Source organism: Delftia sp. JD2, assembly GCF_001682645.1.
Taxonomy (GTDB): Bacteria; Pseudomonadota; Gammaproteobacteria; order Burkholderiales; family Burkholderiaceae_C; genus Comamonas; species Comamonas acidovorans.
The window spans coordinates 1-22,302 of sequence record NZ_LFJT01000028.1 but is presented as its reverse complement, the minus strand read 5'-3'; the positions used below and the strand labels follow the sequence as shown (position 1 = coordinate 22,302).

Genomic DNA, 22,302 nt, shown 5'->3' with positions numbered 1-22,302 from the left:
TTTTGGTGAACAAAGTGGTGGTCGATATGAGGGCCGCCGAGGCGGTTTCAAGGACTTGTGTTCCAGTTTGTTGCAGAAATTGAAAGACAATCCCAGCCATGAATCCCCCCGATACAGTCCCCCTGCCAGCCGCCGCACCGCCCCGGCTGCAGCTGACAGGCATCACCAAGCGCTATCCGGCGGTGGTGGCCAACAACGGTATTTCGCTGACCGTGGGCGCCGGCGAAGTGCATGCCATCCTGGGTGAGAACGGTGCCGGCAAGTCCACGCTGATGAAGATCATCTACGGCGCCGTCAAGCCTGACGAGGGCCGCATCGAGGTCGATGGCAAGCCGGTCCACATCCGCAACCCGCAGGAGGCGCGCCAGCTGGGCATCGCCATGGTGTTCCAGCATTTCAGCCTGTTCGACACGCTGTCCGTGGCCGAGAACGTCTGGCTGGGCCTGGACAAGAGCCTGCCGCTGGCCGAGGTGGTGAAGCGCATCGAGTCCACGGCGCATGACTACGGGCTGGAGGTCGATCCCCACCGCCCCGTGCACACGCTGAGCGTGGGCGAGATGCAGCGCGTGGAAATCATCCGCGCCCTGCTCACGCACCCGCGCGTGCTCATTCTTGACGAGCCCACCTCGGTGCTCACGCCGCAGGCGGTGGAGAAGCTCTTCGTCGTGCTGCGCCGCCTGGCGTCCGAGGGCTGCTCCATCCTCTACATCAGCCACAAGCTGCACGAGATCCGTTCGCTGTGCACGGCCTGTACCGTGCTGCGCGGCGGGCAGGTGACCGGCGTGTGCAACCCGGCCGTGGAGAGCAATGCCTCGCTGTCGCGGCTGATGATCGGCTCGGAGCCGCCCGAGCTCACGCACCGCGAATCCCAGGTCGGCGCCAGCGTGCTGCGCGTGCAGGGCCTGGCGCTGGCGCGCTCGGAGCCCTTCGGCGTGGACCTGCATGGCATCCAGCTCGATGTGCGCGCGGGCGAAGTCGTGGGCATCGCCGGTGTCTCGGGCAATGGCCAGAAGGAATTGCTGTACGCCCTGTCCGGCGAGGACACGCGCGCAGCGCCCGAAATGGTGCAGATTGCCGGCCGGGAGGCGGGGCGCCTGGGCCCCGGCCGGCGCCGTGCGCTGGGCCTGCACTTCGTGCCGGAGGAGCGTCTTGGCCGCGGTGCCGTGCCCAGCATGGGCCTGGCGCACAACCTGCTGCTGACGCGCAAGACCGCGCTGGGCGCGGGCGGCTGGATCCGCATGGGCCAGTTGCAGGAGCAGGCGCGCGCCATCATCGCGCGCTTCAACGTCAAGGCCGGTGGCCCCAACGCGGCGGCGCAGTCGCTGTCGGGCGGCAACCTGCAGAAATTCATCGTGGGCCGCGAGATCGATGCCAGGCCCAAGCTGCTCATCATCTCCCAGCCTACCTGGGGGGTGGACGTGGGGGCGGCCGCGCAGATCCGCGGCGCCATCCTGCAATTGCGTGACGAAGGCTGCGCCGTGCTGGTGCTCAGCGAGGAGTTGGACGAATTGTTCGAAATATGTGACCGCCTGCATGTGGTGGCCAAGGGCCGGCTGTCGCCCTCGGTGGCGCGGGCCGATGCCACCGTGCAGCAGATCGGCGAGTGGATGAGCGGCCTGTGGGACGGTGCTGCCGCCCCTAACGCCGCCCAGAATGCCGCCAGGGGAGGCGCCCATGTTCAAGCTTGAGCAACGCCCCCAGGCCTCGAAGCTGTGGACCTACGGTTCGCCCGTGCTGGCGCTGGCCATCACCGTGCTGATCGGCGTGTGCCTGTTCGTGATGCTGGGCAAGGACCCGGTGCGCGGCCTGCAGGCCTTCTTCTGGGACCCCGTCAAGTCCACCTATGCGCTGGGCGAGCTGGCCGTCAAGGCCACGCCGCTGCTGCTGATCGCGCTGGGACTGGCCGTGTGCTTTCGCTCCAATGTCTGGAACATCGGTGCCGAAGGCCAGTTCGTGATCGGCGCCGTGGCCGCAGGCGGCGTGGCGCTGCTGGCGGACAAGACCACGGGCCCGTGGATCGTGCCCGCCATCCTGGTGGCCGGCATGCTGGGCGGCATGGTCTGGGCCGGCATCGTGGCCCTGCTGCGCGACCGCTTCAACGCCAATGAAATCCTGGTCAGCCTGATGCTGGTCTACGTGGCCACCCTGGTGCTGGGCTTTCTGGTCTACGGTCCGTGGAAGGACCCCATGGGCTACAACTTCCCGCAGACCAAGACCTTCGAGCGCGTCACGCAGATCCCCAAGCTCATGCAGGGCATGCGCACCAACATCGGGCTGCTGCTGGCGCTGGCTGCGGCAGCCATGCTGTGGGTCTTCCTGTTCCGCACCCGCGCCGGCTTTGCGCTGCAGGTCGGTGGCCTGGCCCCGGCTGCTGCGCGCTACGCGGGCTTTTCCTCGCGCCGCGCGCTGTGGACGGCGCTGCTGATCTCGGGCGCCGCCGCCGGCCTGGCCGGTGCGCTGGAAGTGGCCGGCCCGCTGGGCCAGCTCACGCCCTATGTCCCGGCCGGCTACGGCTTTGCCGCCATCATCGTGGCCTTCGTCGGCCGCCTGCATCCCGTGGGCATGATCTTTTCCGCGATTCTCATGAGCATGTTCTATATCGGGGGCGAACTCGCCCAGTCGCGCCTGGGCCTGCCCAAGGCGCTGACCGGCGTGTTCCAGGGCCTGCTGCTGTTCACGCTGCTGGCCTGCGACACGCTGGTGGCCTACCGCGTGCGCTGGGTGTCCCGCACGCCCGTGGTTCCGCCCGCAGCGGCGCCTGCCGTCAAGGAGGCCCGCTGATGGAATCCTATGCACTGCTGCTGGGCTCCACGCTCAGCGCCGGCACCGTGCTGGCGCTGGCCGCGCTGGGCCTGCTGATCAATGAAAAGGCCGGCATCGTCAACCTGGGTGCCGAGGGGATGATGTTGTGCGCCGCCATTGCGGGCTTTGCCGCCGTGGTCCACACGGGCAGCACCACCGTGGGCTTTCTGGCCGGCATGGGCGCGGGCGCGCTGCTGGCCGCCATCTTCGGCGTGCTGGTGATCTGGCTGAACACCAACCAGTACGCGACGGGGCTGGCCCTGTCGCTGTTCGGCACGGGCTTCTCGGCCTTCCTGGGCCTGGGCTATGTGCAGGCGCGCCTGCCCGAGCTGCCCAAGTTCGCCGTGCCCTGGCTGTCCGACCTGCCCGTGGTCGGCACGGCGCTGTTCCGCCTGCACCCGCTGGTCTATGGGGCCGTAGTCATTGCGGCGGCCCTGGTCTGGTTCCTCTACCGCACGCGGGCCGGCCTGGTGCTGCGCGCCGTGGGTGAGTCGCCCCAGTCGGCCCACGCGCTGGGCTACCCGGTGCGCCGCATCCGCCTGGCGGCCGTGGTGTTCGGCGGCGCCATGTGCGGGCTGGCCGGTGCCTACATCTCTACCGTCTACACGCCGCTGTGGGTGGAGGGCATGGTGTCGGGCCGGGGCTGGATCGCGCTGGCGCTGACCACCTTTGCCACCTGGCGCCCTGCGCGCGTGCTGCTGGGCGCCTACCTGTTCGGCGGCGTGACCATGCTGCAGTTCCACCTGCAGGCCACGGGCGTGCAGGTGGCCAGCCAGCTGCTGTCCATGCTGCCCTACCTGGCGACCATCGTCGTGCTGGTGCTGATCTCGCGCAATCCGGCCTGGATCCGTGCCAACATGCCGGCCTCGCTGGGCAAGCCCTTCTACCCGGGCTCCTGACGCTTTCATTTTTTCTCTCCCTCCAGAACCACAAAAGGACAAACGCATGCCCGCTTTGCGCGAACGCACCCTGAAACCTGGCCTGAAAAGCACGCTTGTGAAGATGATCGGCCTGTCGGCCATCTCGGTGGCGGCCCTGACCGCCTGCGGCAAGAAGGAAGAGGCCGCAGCGCCCGCTCCCGCTGCCGCGCCTGCCGCCCAGGCGCCGGCCGAGAAGCTCAAGATCGGCTTCATGTACGTCAGCCCCATCGGCGATGGCGGCTGGACCTTCCAGCACGAGCTGGGCCGCAAGGCCATCCAGGAGAAGTTCGGCGACAAGGTGGAAACCTCCTTTGTCGAAAGCGTGCCCGAGAGCGCCGATGCCGAGCGCGTGATGCGCGACATGGCCGGCCAGGGCAACAAGCTGATCTTCGCGACCAGCTTCGGCTACCAGGAGTTCGTGCAGAAGGTCGCGGCCGACCTCAAGGACGTGAAGTTCGAGCACGCCACCGGCTACAAGAACGCCGACAACGTGGCCACCTACGACACCAAGACCTTCGAGGGCGCGTACCTTGCCGGCATCGTGGCCGGCGGCATGACCAAGACCAAGACCGTCGGCGTCGTGGCCTCGGTGCCGATTCCTGAAGTGGTGCGCAACATCAACAGCTTCGTGCTGGGCGCGCAAAGCGTCGATCCCTCGATCAAGGCCAAGGTGGTCTGGGTGAACGAATGGTTCGCCCCGCCCAAGGAGTCCGAGGCTGCCACTTCGCTGATCAACGGCGGCGTGGACGTGCTCTACCAGAACACCAACTCCCCGGCCGTGCTCAAGACGGCCGAGGAACGCGGTGCGCGCGCCTTCGGCAAGGACGGCGACATGAGCGCCTTCGCGCCCAAGGCCCACCTGGGCTCGGCCGTGATCGACTGGACGCCTTACTACAGCAAGGTCACCCAGGACACGCTGGACGGCAAGTGGCAGGGCGGCTCGTTCTGGTGGGGCGTGAAGGAAGGCGCCATCGACCTCGTGAAGATCGCCGACGACGTGCCCCAGGACATCAAGGACAAGGTCGCCAAGGCACGCGACGGCTTGAAGGACGGCAGCTTCGCCGTCTGGACCGGCCCCATCAAGGACAACACCGGCAAGGAAGTGCTGACGGCAGGCCAGGTCGGCGATCTGGGCTTCATGACCAGCATCAACTTCTTCGTCAACGGCGTCGAAGGCAAGGTGCCGGGCGCCAAGTAAGCCCAGGCGCCGCATGCGCGGCTGCTTGTCTAGTGCGGGGCAGCCCCGCCAGGGAAGCTGACGCGCATGCACAGTCCGGGGCCATCGTCCGCGTCATCGCAGACGATGGCCCCCCCATGCTGGCGCACCACGGCCGCCACGATGGCCAAGCCCAGCCCGCTGCCTGCCACCGCCTGGTCGGGCGCGCGGAAAAAGCGGTCGAAGACACGGCTGCGCCAGGCCGGCGCAATGCCCGGTCCCTCATCCATGACTTCGAGCACCGTTGCCTGCGTGGCCGCATCCCGGCGCGCGCGCACGCGCACCAGGCCGCCTGGCGGGCTGTACTTGATGGCGTTGTCCACCAGGTTGTCGATCAGGGATTCCATTGCCTGGCGTTCGGCCCACAGCGGCAGCGGGCCTTCGGCGTCCAGATCAAGTTCCACGCCTCGCTCGCGGGCCAGGCCCGCCAGACAACCCAGGCGCTGCTGCAGCAGCCTGTCGATCTCCAGCGATTGCATGCCCGGCGCGGAGGGGCTGGCGTCGGCCCGCATCAGTGCCAGCATCTGGTCCACCAGGCGGGACGCGCGTGCGCTGCAGCCGACCAGCGCATCCAGGCGTGCGCCCAGGCGGTCGGCCAGCCCTGCCGGCAAAGGCAGGTTGTTCAGGGTTTCCGCATGCACGCGGATGGCCGCCACGGGTGTGCGCAGTTCATGGGCAGCATCGGCGATGAAGCTGCGCTCCCTGGCCAGCCCGTCCCTGACACTCTGAAGCAGGCGGTTGACAGAGTGGGCCAGGGGCTTGAGCTCGCGGTGGCGCGGCTGAAAACCCAGCGGCGCAAGGTCGCCCATGCCACGGCGCGCGATTTCGGCACTGAGGCGCCGCCAGGGCCTGAGCGCAAGCCACACGGCGGCCCATGCCGGAAAAACCAGCAGCGGCGCGCTGATCAGCAGGGGCAGCACCAGCAGGCTGCTGGAGGCCAGCGTGAGCATGCCGCGCCCGGGCTCATTGGAGATGGCCAGCGTTACGCGCAACTGGCCCGAGGCCTCCGAGCGCGTCATGGCGCGCCAGCGTTCCCCTGCCGCCGTGACTGTCTCGATGCGATCCGTGACGGTCTGCACGATGGGGGCGGAAAGGCCGGGCGAGGCAAACAGCAGCTGCGGTCCGTGCCACACCATCATGTTCACGCGCCAGCGCGGCTGATCGGGCAACTGCCCTTCGGTTCTGCGGGCCAGATCGATGCGGGCGAGGGCTTCCTGCAGCGCGGCAGGGCGGTCCAGCAGGGGGCCGGCAACCGCCAGTACCGCGTCGTGGCGCAACGGGTCCAGCTCCGAGGCATCGCTCTGGAACTCCACCATCAGCAGCGCGCCGAGGGCGATCCACACCACGACCAGCACCACGGCCTGGGCAAGCACCAGGCGCCGGATCAGGCTGGGTTCGGCCCCGGCGCGCCAGGCGCGGCGCAGGCAGGCTGCCGCCTTCATCGCCGCCTGCCTTCATAGGGCTGGCGGTCCAGCACATAGCCGACGCCGCGCACCGTGCGCACATAGCCTTCGCCGATCTGCCGCCGCAGGCTGGAGATGTGCACCTCCAGGCTGTTGCTCGCATAGCGCCCGCTGCCCGGCAGCACCTCCTCTTCGAGCATGTGGCGGCTGAACACCTGGTCGGGGCGGCGGATCAGGGCGGCCAGCAGGGCGAATTCGCTGGGCGACAGATCGATCTCGCGGCCGAAGACGCTGACACGCCGGCTTCGTTCGTTCAGCACCAGTCCGCGCACGTCGAAGACCTGCTCTTCCGTGCCCAGGCTGCGGCGCCTGAGCGCGCGGATGCGCGACAGCAGTTCGGCCAGCGCAAAGGGCTTGACCACGTAGTCATCGGCTCCGCCGTCGAGCCCGCGCAGGCGGTCGTCCAGCCCGTCCCGGGCCGTGAGGATCAGGATGGGCAGGTCCTTGCGTTCACGCCGCACGCGTGCCAGCAGCGACAGTCCGTCGCCATCGGGAAGGCCCAGATCCAGCACCAGCAGGTCGCAGGCGCCCTGGTCCAGCAGGGGGCGGGCCTCGGCGATGCGGCGCACCCAGGTGACATCGAAGCGCTGGTCCTGCAGCGCCAGGCGCACCCCGTTGCCAAGGTCCAGATCGTCTTCAACCAGCAATAGCTTCATGGGGCAGGGCGCAGGGCCGGTGGGGGCAATGCCGGATTTTCCCAGACAGGGTCTTCAGGATTCCTTCAGGCGGCCGTCCGGTTTTCTTCAGGCCCGCCGCCGACAGTGCGGACCTCTTCATTCATTGCACGGAGGCGTTTCATGCACGTTCGAGTTCCCGCTCCCACCCAACCCCGCTGGCTGCTTGCCGCGGCCCTGTCATCCCTGCTGCTGGCGGCCTGCGGCGGCGGCGACTCCAAGATTCTGTCGGAGCGCAGCGGCCAGGTCGTGGTGGATGGCCGCACGTCCGGCGATCTGGAGGGCGTATGGCGCATCCTGGGAGAAGGCACGCTGATGGAGTTCAAGTCGAATTCCGTGGCGCGCTACCAGGAGGCCGGAGCCCTGTGCTACCCCCAGGCCGGCGCTGCAGGCGGCACGGTGGAGCAGTTCAAGGGATACAGCTACCGCACCACGGCCAATCTGCATGGCATCCGCGCCGAGCTGTTCGAGCTGCCGGGCTTTCCTGCCACCTACTCCCTGGAGCGCCTGGGCAGCGTGCCTTCGGCCTGCCGCAATGCGCCGGCGACCGACCCTTCCACCACCTTCAAGGCCCTGAGCGATGTGATTGCCCTGGACTACGCCTTTCTCAAGGAACGCAACATCGACTGGCCGCAGATCACCAGCCGCCTGGCGCCCCGGGCGGCGGCCGCCGCCAACGACGATGCCCTGCAGGCCGTGATGAGCGAGGCGCTGAAGGACTTCAACGACGTGCATACCGCCCTGATCCGCTCGCGCGACGGCGCGCTGAGCTATGCCTTCCTGGGGGGCAACAAGCCCACCACGAAGCGCCTGCGCCAGGCCTTCGAGGCGCAGACCGAGGTCAAGGACTTCCTGGTTTTCCAGGAGCTGTGGAAGGCGCGGGTCCGTGAGGACCTGGCATCCCGCCTGCAGGGTGGCAGCGGCCCCGTGCTGGGAGGAACCATGGTCTGGGGCCGGTTGCCGGGCAATGTGGGCTACATCGAGATCGGCAGCATGGGCGAGTTTTCCAGCCCCTTCGATGCGCACAAGGACATGGCCGCGGCGCGGGCAGAGATGGACCGCGCGCTGGCCGCGCTGGCGGACACGCGCGCGCTGATCGTCGATGTGTCGCTCAACACCCTGGGCGGACTCGACCAGGTCAGCGCCGAGATGGCGGGCAGTTTTACGCGGCAGCGCGTGCTGGGCTTCACCAAGCAGGCGCATCGCCCGCAGGGCCGCAGCGAACAAAGCTGGTATGTCGAGCCCAGGGGCAGCCAGACCTATGCCAGGCCCGTGCATGTGCTGACCAGCGATCTGACCGTCAGCGCCGCCGAGACCTTCACGCTGATGATGCGGGCGCTGCCCCAGGTGACCCAGGTGGGCCAGCCAACGGCAGGCTCACTGTCCAACTCCCTGGTCAAGCCCTTGCCGGGCAACTTCTTCGTGTCCCTGTCCAACGAGATCTACCGCGATGGTGCCGGCGTGGCCTTCGAGGTCACCGGCATTCCCCCGCGCATCGGCCTCGCGGTGTTCGATCCCGCCGATCCTGCCGCGCTGCAGACCGGGCACCGCCGTGCGGTGGAACGCCTGGTGGCGATGCTGGGCAGTTCCTGAGGGCTGGCGCCGTCCTGTTCATGCACCGATTCCGTGCGCACCCCGGAAAATGTCGTTTTCCAGGAGCACGCAGCCCATGAACAGGCCGGCTGGCGTCATTCTTGCTTTATTCTCTGGACCCATCGCGGCGGGCCTGCGCCCTGCAGACCTGCCTTCTTCCTGCCTGCCGCAGGACCACTTGAGGAAACTTCGATGACTGATCTTCACAAACGCTCCCTGATCAAGGTGGCAGCGCTGTCGGCCGTGGCCGCCGCCGCGCTGGCCGGCTGTGGCAAGAAGGAGGAGGCCGCGCCTGCGCCCGCTCCCGTTGCCGAGGCCCCTGCTGCCGCTGCAACCGAGCCTTTGAAGATCGCCTTCGCCTACGTGGGCCCCGTCGGTGACGGCGGCTACACCTTTGCCCACGACCAGGGCCGCCTGGCGCTGGAGAAGGAATTCGGCGACAAGATCAAGACCTCCTATGTGGAGAGCGTGCCCGAGGGCGCCGACGCCGAGCGCGTGCTGCGCGACATGGCCGCCAACGGCAACAAGCTGGTCTTCGGCACCACCTTCGGCTACATGGAGCCCATCCAGAAGATCGCTCCCGACTTCCCCGATGTGAAGTTCGAGCACGCCACCGGCTACAAGACCGCCGCCAACGTCAGCACCTACGACAGCCGCACCTACGAAGGCGCCTACCTGGCCGGCATCATCGCGGGCTCCATGACCAAGTCCAATGTGCTGGGCGTGGTCGGCTCCGTGCCGATTCCCGAAGTGCTGCGCAACATCAACAGCTTCACGCTGGGCGCGCAGTCCATGAACCCCAAGATCAAGACCAAGGTGGTCTGGGTCAACGAGTGGTTCGCACCCCCGAAGGAAACCGAGGCTGCGACTTCGCTGATCAACGGCGGCGCCGACATCCTGTTCCAGAACACCGACTCCGCCGCCGTGCTCAAGACGGCCGAGGAAAAGGGCAAGCGCGCCTTCGGCTGGGACTCCGACATGACGGCCTACGGCCCCAAAGCCCACCTGGGCTCGGCCATCATCAACTGGACGCCCTACTACACCAAGACCGTGCGCGAGATGCTGGACGGCAAGTGGAGCAGCCAGCAGACCTGGTGGGGCGTGAAGGAAGGCGCGATCGACATCGTCTCGCTGGCCGATGACGTGCCCGCCGAAGCCAAGGCGAAGATCGAAGAGGTCAAGAAGGGCCTGAAGGACGGCACCTTCCACATCTGGAAGGGCCCGATCGCAGGCCAGGACGGCAAGGAACTGCTGGCCGCCGACGCCGTGGCCGAGGACAAGTTCCTCACGGGCATCAACTTCTACGTCAAGGGCGTGGAAGGCAAGGTGCCGGGCCAGGACAGCAAGTAAGACAGACGCCAGGCCGCCCGGCGCAGGCCGGGCTGCCGGCTGCCGCCAGGGCCGCCTTCGGGCGGCCTTGGCGTTCATGCGCCGCACAGGTGCTGAACAGGTGCCGTACCTGTGCTGCGCATCGAGTGGGTTTATGCTCGCTCCCAGCCGCGGCCTGCCCGCCGCCGCGGCACAGACAGACAGCAAGAGATTCCCCCCATGATCGAAAACTCCCTATGGCATCCCGTGGCCCAGGCCCACGAAGTTGTCGATGCGCCGCTGGGCGTGCAACTGCTGGACCAGCCCCTGGTGCTGTGGCGCGATCCGCAAGGCCTGGTCCGCGTCTTCGTGGACCGCTGCCCGCACCGTGGCGCACGCCTGTCCATGGGCCGTGTCGAAAACGGCCACCTTGAATGCCCCTACCACGGCTGGCAGTTCGCCGACAGCGGCCAGTGCGTCAAGGTGCCGGCCCTGCCCAGCTTCACGCCCCCGCCCTCGCAATGCGTGAAGGCCTTCGAGGCACAGGAAGCCTACGGCCTGGTCTGGGTGCGGCTGGCCACGGGCGAGGAGCTCTCGGCGGCTCCGGCCCTGGCGGCCCTGGCGGCACTTCCAGCCTTTGAAGCCGAGGCGGACGCGCACCTGCGCAAGCTCAACTGCGGCCCCTACGACGTGGCCGCCAGCGCGCCGCGCATCATCGAGAACTTCCTGGACATGTCGCACTTCGGCTTTGTCCACGAAGGCTGGCTGGGCAGCCGCGATGCCACGGCCATCGAAGCCTATGCCGTGGAGACCACGGCCACGGGCGTGCTGGCCACGGGCTGCAAGGCCGTGCAGCCGCAGTCCAACCTGCACTCCACCAGCGCGGCCGAGGTCGAATACACCTACGAAGTCACGGCGCCCTATGCCGCCGTGCTGACCAAGCTGCCCGAGTCCGGCACCACCAAGGCAGGCTGGCGCGAGTCCATCGCCCTGTTCATCTGCCCCGTCACGCCCGAGACCAGCCGCGTCTGGTTCCGCCTTGCCGTGGCAGACTTCGATTCGCCCGACGCCCAGCTGCAGGAATTCCAGCACACCATCTTCTGCCAGGACCAGCCTGTGCTGGAGTCGCAGCAGCCCAAGTGCCTGCCGCTGGACCCGCGCGCCGAAATGCACTCTGCGGCCGACCGCATGTCGTCCGCCTACCGCCGCTACCTCCGGGCCAGCGGCATCACCTTCGGAGTCTGCTGATGCACACCGTAGCCGCCGTGGATGCCGCGCATCTGCCCCAATTGCTCAAGGCCATGCCCAAGGCCGAGTTGCACATGCACATCGAAGGCTCGCTGGAGCCCGAGCTGATCTTCGCGCTGGCCCAGCGCAACGGCGTGAAGCTGCCTTACGCCAGCGTGGAAGACCTGCGCCGCGCCTATGCCTTCACCGACCTGCAAAGCTTTCTGGACATCTACTACGCCGGCGCCAGCGTGCTGCTGTACGAGCAGGATTTCTACGACATGGGCCGCGCCTACCTGACGCGCGCCGCGCAGGACAACGTGGTCCATGCCGAGATCTTCTTCGACCCCCAGACCCACACCCAGCGCGGCGTGGGCATGGAGACCGTGATCAACGGCCTGTACCGCGCCTGCCGCGATGCGGAGATAGAGCAGGGCATCTCGTCGGCGCTGATCCTGAGCTTTCTGCGCCACCTCAGCGAAGAGGACGCCTTCGCCACGCTGGAGGCCGCGCTGCCGCTGCGCGACCGCTTCATCGGCGTGGGGCTGGACAGCAGCGAGGTCGGCAACCCACCCGAGAAGTTCGCCCGCGTGTTCGCGCGCTGCCGCGAGCTGGGCCTGCACCTGGTCGCGCATGCGGGCGAGGAGGGACCTCCCGCCTACATCTGGGGCGCGCTGGACGTGCTGCATTCCGAGCGCATAGACCACGGCGTGCAGGCCGCGCGCGACGAGGCCCTGATGCAGCGCCTGGTGCGCGACGGCGTGCCGTTGACCGTGTGCCCGCTGTCCAACCTCAAGCTGTGCGTGGTGTCCGACCTGGCCCAGCACAACCTGCCCCAGCTTTTGGAGGCAGGGCTCAAGGTCACGGTCAACTCCGATGATCCGGCCTATTTTGGCGGCTATGTGAACGAGAACTACCTGCAGCTGTTCGCCGCCACGGGCATGAACTCGCAGCAGGCCTGGCAACTGGCGGTCAACAGTTTTGACGCCAGCTTCGTCACGCCCCAGCAGCGCGCCCACTGGATGCGCCAGCTGGAGGCCGTGTTCGCCCGCTACGCCGCCCTGGCCTGAGTCCGTTCAGGCCAGCGCCTGCCTGAGGCGCTCGGCATAGTCCTGCAGCGCCTGCATGCCGGGCTCCTTGCGCGGCCAGCCCAGGCCCACGCCGTCGCCCTCGTGGCGCGGCAGCACATGCAGGTGGAAGTGGAAGACGGTCTGCCCGCCCGCCGCGCCATTGGCCTGGAACAGGCTGATGCCATCGGGGTCGAACGCTGCCTGCACGGCCTGCGCCACGCGCTGGGCCGTGCGCATCACGGCGCCGGCCTCGTCGGGCGTGAGGTCCAGCAGGGTCACGGCATGGCGCTTGCTGGCCACCAGCACATGGCCGGGATTGACCTGGCCGATGTCCATGAAGGCGATGGTCTGCTCGTCCTCGAACACCTTGGCGGACGGGATCTCGCCCGCCACGAGGCGGCAAAAAAGGCACTGCCCCGGGGGCGAGGTATCGACGAACATCGGCATGGTCTTGTGCTCCTTGGTGGTTGCTTGGGGTTGGAATTTGCCGACGATCTTAGAGCGTGTTATGCACTTTTAAGTACCCGCGTTGGTTCTGCGCGCTGGTGATCGCAAGGCGCAGTGCGCCGCCAAGGCTGGAGCCTTGGCAAGCGCTGCAACGCCGCGAGCGCCTGCGCGCAGAGCCAACCCATGGGGAAAGCCGGGAAATGGGCCCGGCCCTTCGTTGCAGCACACTTGCGGTATGGCAACCGCGGCGCGCGCTGCGCCTCGTTCCGGGCCCATTTCCCGGCTTTCGCGGGCACTTAAAAGTGCATAACACGCTCTAGTGGACGGTATCTGCCGTCCCTTATGGAGGCCATAAGCGCAGGCCCCGGCAGCCCTCGGGGCCGCTGCCTATAATCGCGCCCCGCACCGGCCGCTGCCCACGGCAGGTGCGTTTTCATTTCCGGGCCATGTAGAGGAACACCATGTACAAAAACCTCGCAGCCGCAGTCGCGGCCGCAAGTCTTGTATCCACGGCCTTGTCCCAAGGCCATCCCGCCCCTTCATCCCCCGCAGGTTCCGCGCCCCTCAAGGCCGCCTTCGTCTATCTGACGCCCGTGCTCGACGCCGGCTGGACGCGCCAGCACGACGAGGGCCGGCGCGCCTTGCAGGCGGCGCTGGGCCCGCGCGTGCAGACGCGTGCGGTGGACAGCGTGCCCGAGGGCCCCGACGCCGAGCGCGTGCTGCGCGACCTGGCCGCCTCCGGCAACCAGCTGATCTTCACCACCAGCTTCGGCTACACCGAGTCCGTGATGCGCGTGGCGCGCGACTTCCCGCAGGTGAAGTTCGAGTCGGTCACGGGCTTCAAGCGCGCCGACAACGTGGCCACCTCGAACGCTCGCTACTACGAGGGCCGCTATCTGTCGGGCATTGCCGCAGGCCGTGCCAGCAAGACGGGCGTGGCCGGCTTCGTGGTCGGCTTTCCGATTCCCGAGGTGCTGCAGGGCATCAACGCCTTCACGCTGGGCATGCGTTCGGTCAATCCCAAGGCCACGGTCAAGGTGGTCTGGCTGGATACCTGGTTTGACCCGCCGCGCGAGCGCGATGCGGCCATGGCGCTGTTCAACGGCGGCGTGGACGTGGTGTCCTTCCAGGTCGCATCCACCGCCGTGATGCAGGCAGCCCAGGAGCGCGGCCGCATGGCGATTGCCTACCACTCCGACATGCGCAAGGACGGGCCCGACGCCCAGTTGCTGGCCGTCACCCACCAGTGGGGCGACTACTACACGGCGCGCGCCAAAGCGGTGCTGGACGGCAGCTGGAAGAGCCAGGACACCTGGGGCGGCGTGCGCGAGGGCATGATCCGCGTGGAGGGCTTCGGCCCCAAGCTGCCGCCCGCCGTGCGCGAGGAAGTGCTGAAGCGCCAAAAGGACATGGCCCAGGGCCGCCTGCAGCCCTTCAAGGCCGGCGACCAGCCGGTGCGCGACAACCAGGGCCAGGTGCGCATTCCTGCCGGCAAGCAGCTGGACGATGCGCAGATCCTGCAGATGAACTGGCTGGTGGAAGGCGTGCAGGCCACCCTGCCCAAGTGATGCGGCCTGCGGGGCGTCCGGTCCTGGCGTAAACCCTAGGATGGCGCCTGCCGATGGCGCCTATAGCGCTGCGGATATGGCATCTGCCTGTCCGCCCGCTAAGCTTGGCGGCATGCAAATCTACCGTTCCTCATTGCTGCGTTTTGCCGACGATGGCCAGGCGCTCTACGACGAAGACGGCCTGCTGGCCGTCGCCCCGGATGACAGGGGGCAGCAGCGCGTCGTCGCCGCCGGCAGCTGGCAGGCGCTGCAGGCGCAGTTCACCAGACAGCCGGGCGCCGAAGTCACCGATCTGCCGGGCCGCATCCTGGCGCCAGGCTTCATCGACCTGCACATCCACTACCCGCAGACCGATGTGATCGGCGCGCCCGCCGCCGGCCTGCTGCCCTGGCTGGAGAAATACACCTTTCCGCACGAGTCGGCCTTTTGCGAACGCGCCCATGCCGACAGCGTGGCCGAGTTCTTCCTGGACGAGCTGCAGCGCAACGGCGTGACCACGGCGCTGGCCTTTGCCACCTCGCACCCCGGGTCGGTCGATGCGCTCATGGGCGCGTCGCAGGCCCGCGGCATGCGCATGATCACGGGCAAGGTGCTGCAGGACCGCCACAGCCCCGACGGCGTGCGCGACCAGACCGAGCAAAGCCTGATCGATACCGAAACCCTGATCCAGCGCTGGCATGGCGTGGACCGCCTGGGCTACGCGATCACGCCGCGCTTTGCGCCCACCAGCACGCACGAGCAACTGCGCGGCGCAGGCGAGCTGGCCGCACGCTACGCCGATGTCTGGATCCAGTCGCACGTGGCCGAGAACCTGGACGAAGTGCGCTGGGTTGCCGAACTCTTTCCGAAGGCCCGCAGCTATCTGTCGGTCTACGACGACTTCGGCCTGATGCGCGAGCGTGCTGTCTACGCGCACTGCATCCACCTGGACGACGAGGACCGCGCACTGATGCGTGAACGCAGCACCGCTGCGGCCGTCAGCCCCACCAGCAACCTGTTCCTGGGCAGCGGCTTCTTCGACTTTGCGCGGGCCGATGCCGCGCAGTTCCTCTACGGCCTGGCCAGCGACGTGGGCGGCGGCATGAGCTTCAGCCCCTTCCGCACCATGCAGGCCGCCTATGTGGCGGGCCGCGAGGGCCAGACCAAGCAGGGCCTGAGCCTGTCGCCGGGCAACCTGTGGTGGCAGCACACGGCGGGCGCGGCGCGCGCCCTGGGCCTGGCGGGGCAGGTGGGCAACCTGCAGCCGGGCTGCGAGGCCGACTTCGTGGTCATCAACCCGGCCTGCACGCCGCTGCTCGAGCGCAAGACCCGCCAGGCCGAGAGCCTGGACGAGCTGCTGTTCGCCATGATCATCCTGGGCGATGACCGCCTGATCGAGCGCACCGTCGTTTCTCAAGCAAAATAGCGCTTTTGCGCCAGTGCCCGGCCGGGTGCTGGCGCCTGACAAGTGCAGCTAGGGAACGAGGAATTGCCATGAGCATCAAGAGCGACAAGTGGATCCGTCGCATGGCCGAGGATCACGGCATGATCGAGCCTTTCGAGCCGGCCCAGGTTCGCAACGTCGATGGCCGCAAGATCATCAGCTACGGCACCAGCAGCTATGGCTACGACATCCGCTGCGCACCCGAATTCAAGGTGTTCACCAACATCCACAGCACCGTGGTGGACCCCAAGAACTTCGATGAGAAAAGCTTCGTCGATTTCGAGGGCGACAGCTGCATCATCCCGCCCAACAGCTTCGCGCTGGCGCGCACGGTCGAGTACTTCCGCATCCCGCGCAACGTGCTGACCATCTGCCTGGGCAAGAGCACCTACGCGCGCTGCGGCATCATCGTCAACGTCACGCCCTTCGAGCCCGAATGGGAAGGCTATGTGACGCTGGAGTTCTCCAACACCACGCCGCTGCCCGCCCGCATCTATGCCGGCGAGGGCTGCGCCCAGGTGCTGTTCTTCGAGAGCGATCCCGACGATGTCTGCGAGGTGAGCTACCGCGACCGTGGCGGCAAGTACCAGGGCCAGGTGGGCGTGACGCTTCCCAAGGCCTGACGGCTTTGGCCCGGAAGACAAGGCCCGCAGCGAAAGCTGCGGGCCTTTTTCATCGCCGGGCCGCCCCAAGATGAAAAGCAGCCCCCTCGGGGGGCAGCGGACCTTGCGCAGCAAGGGAAGCGTGGGGGCCATTTTTCATCGCCGGGCCGCCCCAAGATGAAAAGCAGCCCCCTCGGGGGGCAGCGGACCTTGCGCAGCAAGGGGAGCGTGGGGGCCATTTTTCATTCCACCAGCGCCAGGGCGGCGTCGATGCGCGAATGTGCGCCGCAGCTCTCGCGCCGTGCGGCGGCGGCCGTGGCCATGAGCCAGCAGACATCGAGCTGATTGCACAGCGCATGGCCTGCGGCAGGTGCCAGCCTTTCACGCCATGCCGCAATGCGCTGCACGGCCTGCGCCAGGCCCTGGTCGCTGCGCTGTATGCCCACGCAGTCCTGCATGAGCTGGCGCAACTCCTGCGCGATGGCGGCCGTGTCCTGCTCCTGTGCGCCGGCCTGCAGGGTTTCGGTCGGCCGGGCCGGCGCAGGGGCGGCAGCCGGTTGCTGCGCGATGGCCCGGGCGGCCGCGCGCCCCATCACCACGCATTCGAGCAGCGAATTGCTGGCCAGCCGGTTGGCGCCGTGCAGGCCGGTGCGCGCCACCTCGCCAATGGCGTGCAGGCCATCGACATCCGTGCGCCCGTCGATGCCGGCCAGCACGCCGCCGCAGGCGTAGTGGGCGCAAGGGGCGACGGGAATCGGCTGCGTGGCAATGTCGATGCCATGGCTGGCGCACAGGGCCATCACGCCGGGGAAATGCGACTGCAGCCAGGCACGTGGCCGGTGGGTGATGTCCAGGTGCACGAAGGCCAGGCCATGGCGGTCCATCTCGTGCCGGATGGCCCGGGCCACGATGTCGCGCGGCGCCAGTTCGGCCCGCTCGTCATGGGCAGGCATGAAGCGCGTGCCGTCCGGCAGGCGCAGCAGGGCGCCTTCGCCGCGCAATGCCTCGGAGACCAGGCCGGCCGCACGGCCGCCCACCTGCAGGGCCGTGGGATGGAACTGCATGAACTCCAGGTCGCCCACGCGGCAGCCTGCGCGCCAGGCCATGGCCACGCCGTCGCCCGTGGCGGTGGCCGGGTTGGTGGTGGCGGGATAGACCTGCCCCAGCCCGCCCGTGGCCAGCACGGTATGCGCGGCATGCCAGCGCTGCAGGCGGCCATCGGGCAGGCACACCAGCGCGCCTGTGCAGTGCGCAGGCTGTCCTTCCGTCAGCAGGTCCAGCGCGCTGGTGTGCTCATGCAAATCGATGTTCGCGCGCTCCCGGCAGGCGCGCAGCAGGGCGGCGTGCACGGCCTGGCCGGTGCAGTCGGCGGCATGCACGATGCGGCGGCGGCCATGGCCGCCCTCGCGCGTGAGGTGCAGGCCACCGCTGTCGTCGCGCGTGAAAGGCACGCCGTGGGCCACCAGCCAATCGATGGCGGCAGGCGCCTGCTCGAGGATGGCGCGCACGGCCTGCGTATCGCACTGGCCTGCGCCCGCGACCAGGGTGTCTGCCGCGTGTTCGTCGATGCTGTCCTGTGCATCCAGCACGGCGGCAATGCCGCCCTGGGCCCAGGCGCTGGCGCATTCCTCGGCCGCGCCCTTGCTGAGCAGGGCCACGCGCAGATGCGGCGGCAGCGACAGGGCGGCGGCCATGCCGGCCAGGCCGGCGCCGATGATGAGTACGTCTGTGCAAGGCTGTGTCATGGCGCTGTCCTCAGGCGGGACCGAAATGCTGGAAAAGCGCTCCATCGCGCGCAAGGTCTCCGCTGGCGCGCACGGGCTGGCGGTGGCCGGCCGCGAAAGCCAGCATGCGTTCGATGGGGCGGCGCGCGGCCTGGGCAATGGCGGGGTCCACCTCGATGGCGCACAGGCCCTGCTCCAGGGCCAGCTCCACGCCCTGCAGGCTGTTCATCGCCATCCAGGGACACATTGCGCAGCTCTTGCAGGTGGCGCCCTGGCCGGCCGTGGGCGCGGGCAGGAAGGTCTTGCCCGGGTAGCGCATGCGCATGTCGTGCAGGATGCCCTGGTCGGTGGCGACGATGAAGGTGTCGGTGGGCAGCCGGCCAGCCGCGTTGATGAGCTGGGTGGTGGAGCCCACCACGTCGGCCTGGGCGGCCACGGCGGCCGGCGACTCGGGGTGAACGAGGATGGTGGCCTGCGGGTGCTCCAGCGCCATGGCGGCCAGTTCGTCAGCCTTGAACTCGTCATGGACCAGGCAGGAGCCATGCCACAGCAGCATGTCGGCGCCGGTCTGGCGCTGGATGTGGGCGCCCAGGTGGCGGTCGGGAGCCCAGAGGATTTTCTCGCCGCAGGCGTGCAGGTGGGCCACGATGTCCTGTCCCACCGACGATGTGACCACCCAGTCGGCGCGCGCCTTCACCGCCGCGCTGGTGTTGGCGTAGACCACGACCGTACGGTCCGGGTGGGCGTCGCAAAAGGCGCTGAACTCGTCTGCCGGGCAGCCCAGGTCCAGCGAGCAGCTGGCGTCGTCGTCGGGCATGAGCACCCGCTTTTCCGGGCTGAGGATCTTGGCGGTCTCTCCCATGAAGCGCACGCCGGCCACGACCAGGGTGCTGGCCTGGTGCTGGGCGCCGAAGCGCGCCATCTCCAGCGAATCGCCCACGCAGCCGCCGGTCTCGCGCGCCAGGTCCTGCAGTTCGCCGTCCACGTAGTAATGGGCCACGAGCACGGCATCGCGCTCGTGCAGCAGGGCGCGTATGCGCTCGGCGGTCCGAAGGCGCTGGGCGCGGTCAAGTTCGGGAGGAATGCGGGCCCAGGCCTCGCCGATGCCGCACTGGCCGGCGAGGGAGAAATGGGGCTTGTCGTACTGCACGGATTTGAGCTGCATGGTGGCCGTCCGGGACTGTGGAAAGGGCTGATAGTGGCTGCGAATAATATGCTCAATTTGAGTATTAGTGTGGTGTTTTTTGCCGCACAGGTGTTTTGCGGCAGTCAGGAAATCGAGGGCGGGAAAAGCGGCGCGGGGCCGCCTCAGCGCTGCAGCTGCACGTTGTTGCGGCCTGCGCCCTTGGCCTCGTACAGCGCTTCGTCGCCACGGCGCAGCATGGCGGTGGCAGTGTCCGTGGTGCCGCGCAGCGTGGCCACGCCCACGCTGGCGGTGACTGGCTCGCCGTGGGCCATCGGCGTGGCCGCCAGCAGTTCGCGCAGTTGCTCGGCAATGACCACGGCGGCATCGGCCGTGGTGTCGGGCAGCAGCGCCAGGAATTCCTCGCCCCCCATGCGGGCCAGCACGTCGGACTCGCGCAGCCGCATGCGGAAGGCGCGCGCCAGGGTGCGTAGCACGGCGTCGCCCATGTCGTGGCCGTGCTGGTCGTTGATGCGCTTGAAGTAGTCCACGTCGATGACGAGAACGCTCAAGGGGCGGCCGCTGCGGCGCGCCAGCGCCATGGCGAAGTCCAGCTGGAAGTCGAAGCCCCGGCGGTTGAGCAGGCCCGTGAGCGGATCGCTGCGCGCCTGGTGCTCCAGTTCGGCATTGGCCTGCTGCAGCTGCAGCGTGCGCTCGCGCACCTGGCGCTCCATGGCCTCGTTGGCCGAGCGCAACTGGGCAATGCTGCCGCGCAGCGCCTGCGAAAGGCGATGCACTTCGCGGCTGCTGTGCAACTGCGGGATGTCGGAGGCCGCACCGCTGCCGTCGATGCCATTGGCGGCACGGGCCAGGCGCTTGAGATCCTGGCTCAGCCTGCGCGCCACCAGCCAGGCGATGACGGCGGCCACCAGCGCGGCCGCCAGGCCGCCGGCCAGCACCTGGTGCATGGCCTGGCGCGCGGGCGCGTAGGCGCTGTCATGCGGCTGGCGGGCCACGATGTGCCAGCCCATGGCCGTTGCCCGGTTGTGGGCCTGCAGCGGCACGGTGGCCGTCAGAAAGCTCTGCGGGCTGTCCTGCCAGCGCGCCACCTGTACGGGCTGCAGCGTGGCATCGGCCGTATCGGCAGACACGGTATGGGCCACCGGCAGGCGCTGGTCCAGGGCCAGCAACGGCTCCAGGCTGTCGCCCGGCGCGTGGATGAGCCGTCCACGCCGGTCGAAGATGAACAGGCCGATCTGCCGGTCGGCGCTGTCGGCCTGCTGCAGGGTCTGCATGGTTTCGCGCACCCATTCCCAGCTGCTGTGCATGCACAGCACGCCCTGGGTGAGATCGCCCACGCGAATGGGCGCCGCGAAGTCCATGAACCGGCGCGGCGCGCCGTCGGCCGCAGGCGGCAGCAAGGCGGACATCACAGGCGAGGAGGCGCGCACATCGCCCACATGGACGCGCTGCAGGCCCGGCTCGAACCAGGGCCGGTCGCTGACATCGAGGCCCACCAGCACCTGGTCGGTCGCGCTGCGCACCGTGCCCTCGGCGTCGGCCACGCCGATCCAGAGGCTGGTGGGCGTCAGCGAACGGGCGCGGTTGAGCAGTGCGCCCACGCCCGGGGCCTCCAGCCCCTGGATCCAGAGCTCCGGCGAGGCGGCCAGCACTTCCACGGTATGGGCGCGGCTGAACAGGCCATCGGACAGCTGCCGGGCGGCGTTGGAGGCCATGGCATGCAGCGAGGCGCTGACCTCGCGCTCCATGCGCCAGCGCAGCAGCTCGCCGAATGCCAGCGACATCAGCACCGTCACGCCCACCAGCAGCGAGCCGAAGACCAGGGCCAGTTGCGTGCGCAGGCCCAGGCGCTGCCAGCGACTGGGCGCGGCGCTGGAAGCCGGGGCGGGGGAATCCGGGGGGAAAAGCTCGTTCAACGCAGAAATCCGCTTTCAACTGTTCTGGAGTGCGGCCCGGCGCATGGCCAGGCGGGTGGCTGCAAGATCCCAGCCACCCCAGCCGCAGCATTTGAACAGCACGGGCGAATCCGAGCGCGGCCATTGCTCGCGCACCACCTGCTCCAGCGTGGGCAGGGCGGCGACATCGATGCCGGCCTGCAGCAGGTCACCGGCCTCATGCAGCGCATCCCCGGTATCGACCACCACGCGGCCCGACTGCAGCAAGCCCTGGCACAGGCCGGGTGCCAGCTCCACCATCTGCGGCGTGAAGGCGCCCACGGCCGAGATGAAGGCATCGCTGCGCGGCGCCTCGCGCAGCACCACGGCCCGGGCGGGCGTGCAGGTCACGATCAGCGGGCAGTGGCGCGCCGCCGCCTCCACATCCTCCACGGCGGTGGCCTGCAGTCCCATGGCCCGGGCCTGGTCGACCAGCGCCTGGGCGCTCTGCGCGCTGCGCGATGCCACCTGAACCTCGCGCACGCCCAGGCCTGCGGCAAAGGCCTGCAAATGGGCCAGGCCCTGCACGCCGGCGCCCACGATCAGCAACGGACCCTGCGGATTCGGCGCCAGCCTTTGCGCGGCCAGCAGCGATACGGCGGCCGTGCGCCGCGCCGTGACCGTCGGGCCGTCCAGGATCAGGCGGCGCTCGCCCGTGGCCACGTCGAAGACCACCACATCCCCCTGGATGGTGGCGCGCGGCGTGCCGGCGTTGCCGGGCGTGAAGCTGATCAGCTTGGTCATGGCCACCTGGCCGTCGGTGGCGGGCATGCAAAACAGGCTGCCACCGGCCGGCAGGGGCATCACGATGCGCGCCGGCACCTGCGCTGCCTGGGGCTGCAGCAGCAGGGCGGCGATCTCTTCGGCCAGTTCGTTCCAGGGCAACAGCCCGGCCGTGGCCTGTGCGTCAAGGGCGGTGGAGGAGGGCATGCTGGAATGGCTCATGGCCGCGACTGTACACAGTAGGCTTGGATCGACCAATTCGCGATGTGTCCAGTGCTGCGCACAGGCCCGTGAGGGCCTGCGCAGGCACTACGATGTCGCCTATGTCACAAAAGCCTTCTTATCCGCGCGAAGAGCCCCGCTGGGACGGTTCGGCGCGGCCCGAAGCTCCGCGCAAGGAATCGGCCCCGCGCTATGAGCAGCAGCGGCGCGGACCCGCGCCCGAGCCGTGGCAGCGCGAGCAG

At 68.6% G+C, this 22,302-nt stretch carries 18 protein-coding genes; 11 read left to right on the top strand and 7 right to left on the bottom strand.

Annotated features, from left to right (window positions below; translation table 11 throughout):
* Positions 1–98: 98 nt before the first annotated feature.
* The 4 genes from ACM14_RS16340 to ACM14_RS16325 are packed head-to-tail and all read left to right on the top strand — an operon-like array spanning position 99 to position 4,920.
* Entirely contained in the window at positions 99–1,688 is a 1,590-nt protein-coding gene (locus ACM14_RS16340; RefSeq protein WP_065346735.1) for an ABC transporter ATP-binding protein, read from the top strand.
* Entirely contained in the window at positions 1,675–2,781 is a 1,107-nt protein-coding gene (locus tag ACM14_RS16335; RefSeq protein ID WP_012204059.1) for an ABC transporter permease, read from the top strand. The genes ACM14_RS16340 and ACM14_RS16335 overlap by 14 nt, the downstream gene beginning before the upstream one ends.
* Positions 2,781–3,701, top strand: coding sequence for an ABC transporter permease (locus ACM14_RS16330; protein WP_013803692.1), 921 nt, complete (start codon positions 2,781–2,783; stop codon positions 3,699–3,701). The genes ACM14_RS16335 and ACM14_RS16330 overlap by 1 nt, the downstream gene beginning before the upstream one ends.
* Before the next feature lie 46 nt (positions 3,702–3,747).
* Positions 3,748–4,920 (top strand): BMP family ABC transporter substrate-binding protein, encoded by a 1,173-nt coding sequence (locus tag ACM14_RS16325; RefSeq protein ID WP_012204061.1) that lies wholly within the window; start codon positions 3,748–3,750, stop codon positions 4,918–4,920.
* A gap of 29 nt (positions 4,921–4,949) precedes the next feature.
* Here ACM14_RS16325 and ACM14_RS16320 read toward each other — a convergent pair whose 3' ends face one another.
* Positions 4,950–6,380, bottom strand: a complete 1,431-nt coding sequence (locus ACM14_RS16320) for a cell wall metabolism sensor histidine kinase WalK (RefSeq protein WP_065346734.1) — start codon at positions 6,378–6,380, stop codon at positions 4,950–4,952.
* Positions 6,377–7,057 carry a response regulator gene (locus ACM14_RS16315; protein ID WP_012204063.1) on the bottom strand — a complete coding sequence of 227 codons (681 nt, stop codon included), beginning with the start codon at positions 7,055–7,057 and terminating at the stop codon, positions 6,377–6,379. The genes ACM14_RS16320 and ACM14_RS16315 overlap by 4 nt, the downstream gene beginning before the upstream one ends.
* A 141-nt stretch (positions 7,058–7,198) precedes the next feature.
* Here ACM14_RS16315 and ACM14_RS16310 point away from each other — a divergent pair, with 141 nt between their 5' ends.
* From ACM14_RS16310 to ACM14_RS16295, 4 genes are all read left to right on the top strand, one after another.
* The gene (locus ACM14_RS16310; protein ID WP_065346733.1) at positions 7,199–8,668 is read left to right on the top strand and encodes a S41 family peptidase; all 1,470 of its coding nucleotides are present in this window, start codon (positions 7,199–7,201) and stop codon (positions 8,666–8,668) included.
* A gap of 192 nt (positions 8,669–8,860) precedes the next feature.
* Positions 8,861–10,018, top strand: a complete 1,158-nt coding sequence (locus ACM14_RS16305) for a BMP family ABC transporter substrate-binding protein (protein ID WP_012204065.1) — start codon at positions 8,861–8,863, stop codon at positions 10,016–10,018.
* 198 nt (positions 10,019–10,216) lie between these two features.
* On the top strand, positions 10,217–11,224 hold the full coding sequence (locus ACM14_RS16300; RefSeq protein WP_065346732.1) for an aromatic ring-hydroxylating dioxygenase subunit alpha: 1,008 nt from the start codon (positions 10,217–10,219) through the stop codon (positions 11,222–11,224).
* Entirely contained in the window at positions 11,224–12,273 is a 1,050-nt protein-coding gene (locus ACM14_RS16295; RefSeq protein WP_065346731.1) for an adenosine deaminase, read from the top strand. The genes ACM14_RS16300 and ACM14_RS16295 overlap by 1 nt, the downstream gene beginning before the upstream one ends.
* A 6-nt stretch (positions 12,274–12,279) precedes the next feature.
* On the opposite strand, the gene ACM14_RS16290 is transcribed toward ACM14_RS16295, so the two are convergent.
* On the bottom strand, positions 12,280–12,720 hold the full coding sequence (locus tag ACM14_RS16290; RefSeq protein WP_012204068.1) for an HIT family protein: 441 nt from the start codon (positions 12,718–12,720) through the stop codon (positions 12,280–12,282).
* A 461-nt stretch (positions 12,721–13,181) separates the two neighbouring features.
* Here ACM14_RS16290 and ACM14_RS16285 point away from each other — a divergent pair, with 461 nt between their 5' ends.
* The 3 genes from ACM14_RS16285 (at position 13,182) to dcd (ending at position 16,334) form a co-directional block, all read left to right on the top strand.
* Positions 13,182–14,288 (top strand): BMP family ABC transporter substrate-binding protein, encoded by a 1,107-nt coding sequence (locus ACM14_RS16285; protein WP_065346730.1) that lies wholly within the window; start codon positions 13,182–13,184, stop codon positions 14,286–14,288.
* A 112-nt stretch (positions 14,289–14,400) separates the two neighbouring features.
* Entirely contained in the window at positions 14,401–15,693 is a 1,293-nt protein-coding gene (gene guaD, locus ACM14_RS16280) for a guanine deaminase (protein WP_065346729.1), read from the top strand.
* 68 nt (positions 15,694–15,761) lie between these two features.
* Entirely contained in the window at positions 15,762–16,334 is a 573-nt protein-coding gene (gene dcd, locus ACM14_RS16275; RefSeq protein ID WP_013803686.1) for a dCTP deaminase, read from the top strand.
* 221 nt (positions 16,335–16,555) lie between these two features.
* On the opposite strand, the gene nadB is transcribed toward dcd, so the two are convergent.
* From nadB to ACM14_RS16255, 4 genes are all read right to left on the bottom strand, one after another.
* On the bottom strand, positions 16,556–18,058 hold the full coding sequence (gene nadB / locus ACM14_RS16270; RefSeq protein ID WP_065346765.1) for an L-aspartate oxidase: 1,503 nt from the start codon (positions 18,056–18,058) through the stop codon (positions 16,556–16,558).
* A gap of 10 nt (positions 18,059–18,068) precedes the next feature.
* Positions 18,069–19,202 (bottom strand): quinolinate synthase NadA, encoded by a 1,134-nt coding sequence (gene nadA, locus ACM14_RS16265; protein WP_065346728.1) that lies wholly within the window; start codon positions 19,200–19,202, stop codon positions 18,069–18,071.
* A gap of 143 nt (positions 19,203–19,345) precedes the next feature.
* Positions 19,346–21,097 carry a sensor domain-containing diguanylate cyclase gene (locus tag ACM14_RS16260; protein WP_065346727.1) on the bottom strand — a complete coding sequence of 584 codons (1,752 nt, stop codon included), beginning with the start codon at positions 21,095–21,097 and terminating at the stop codon, positions 19,346–19,348.
* Between the two features lie 15 nt (positions 21,098–21,112).
* Complete coding sequence (locus ACM14_RS16255; protein WP_065346726.1) at positions 21,113–22,060, bottom strand: delta(1)-pyrroline-2-carboxylate reductase family protein; 948 nt, start codon at positions 22,058–22,060, stop codon at positions 21,113–21,115.
* Between the last annotated feature and the right edge of the window lie 242 nt (positions 22,061–22,302).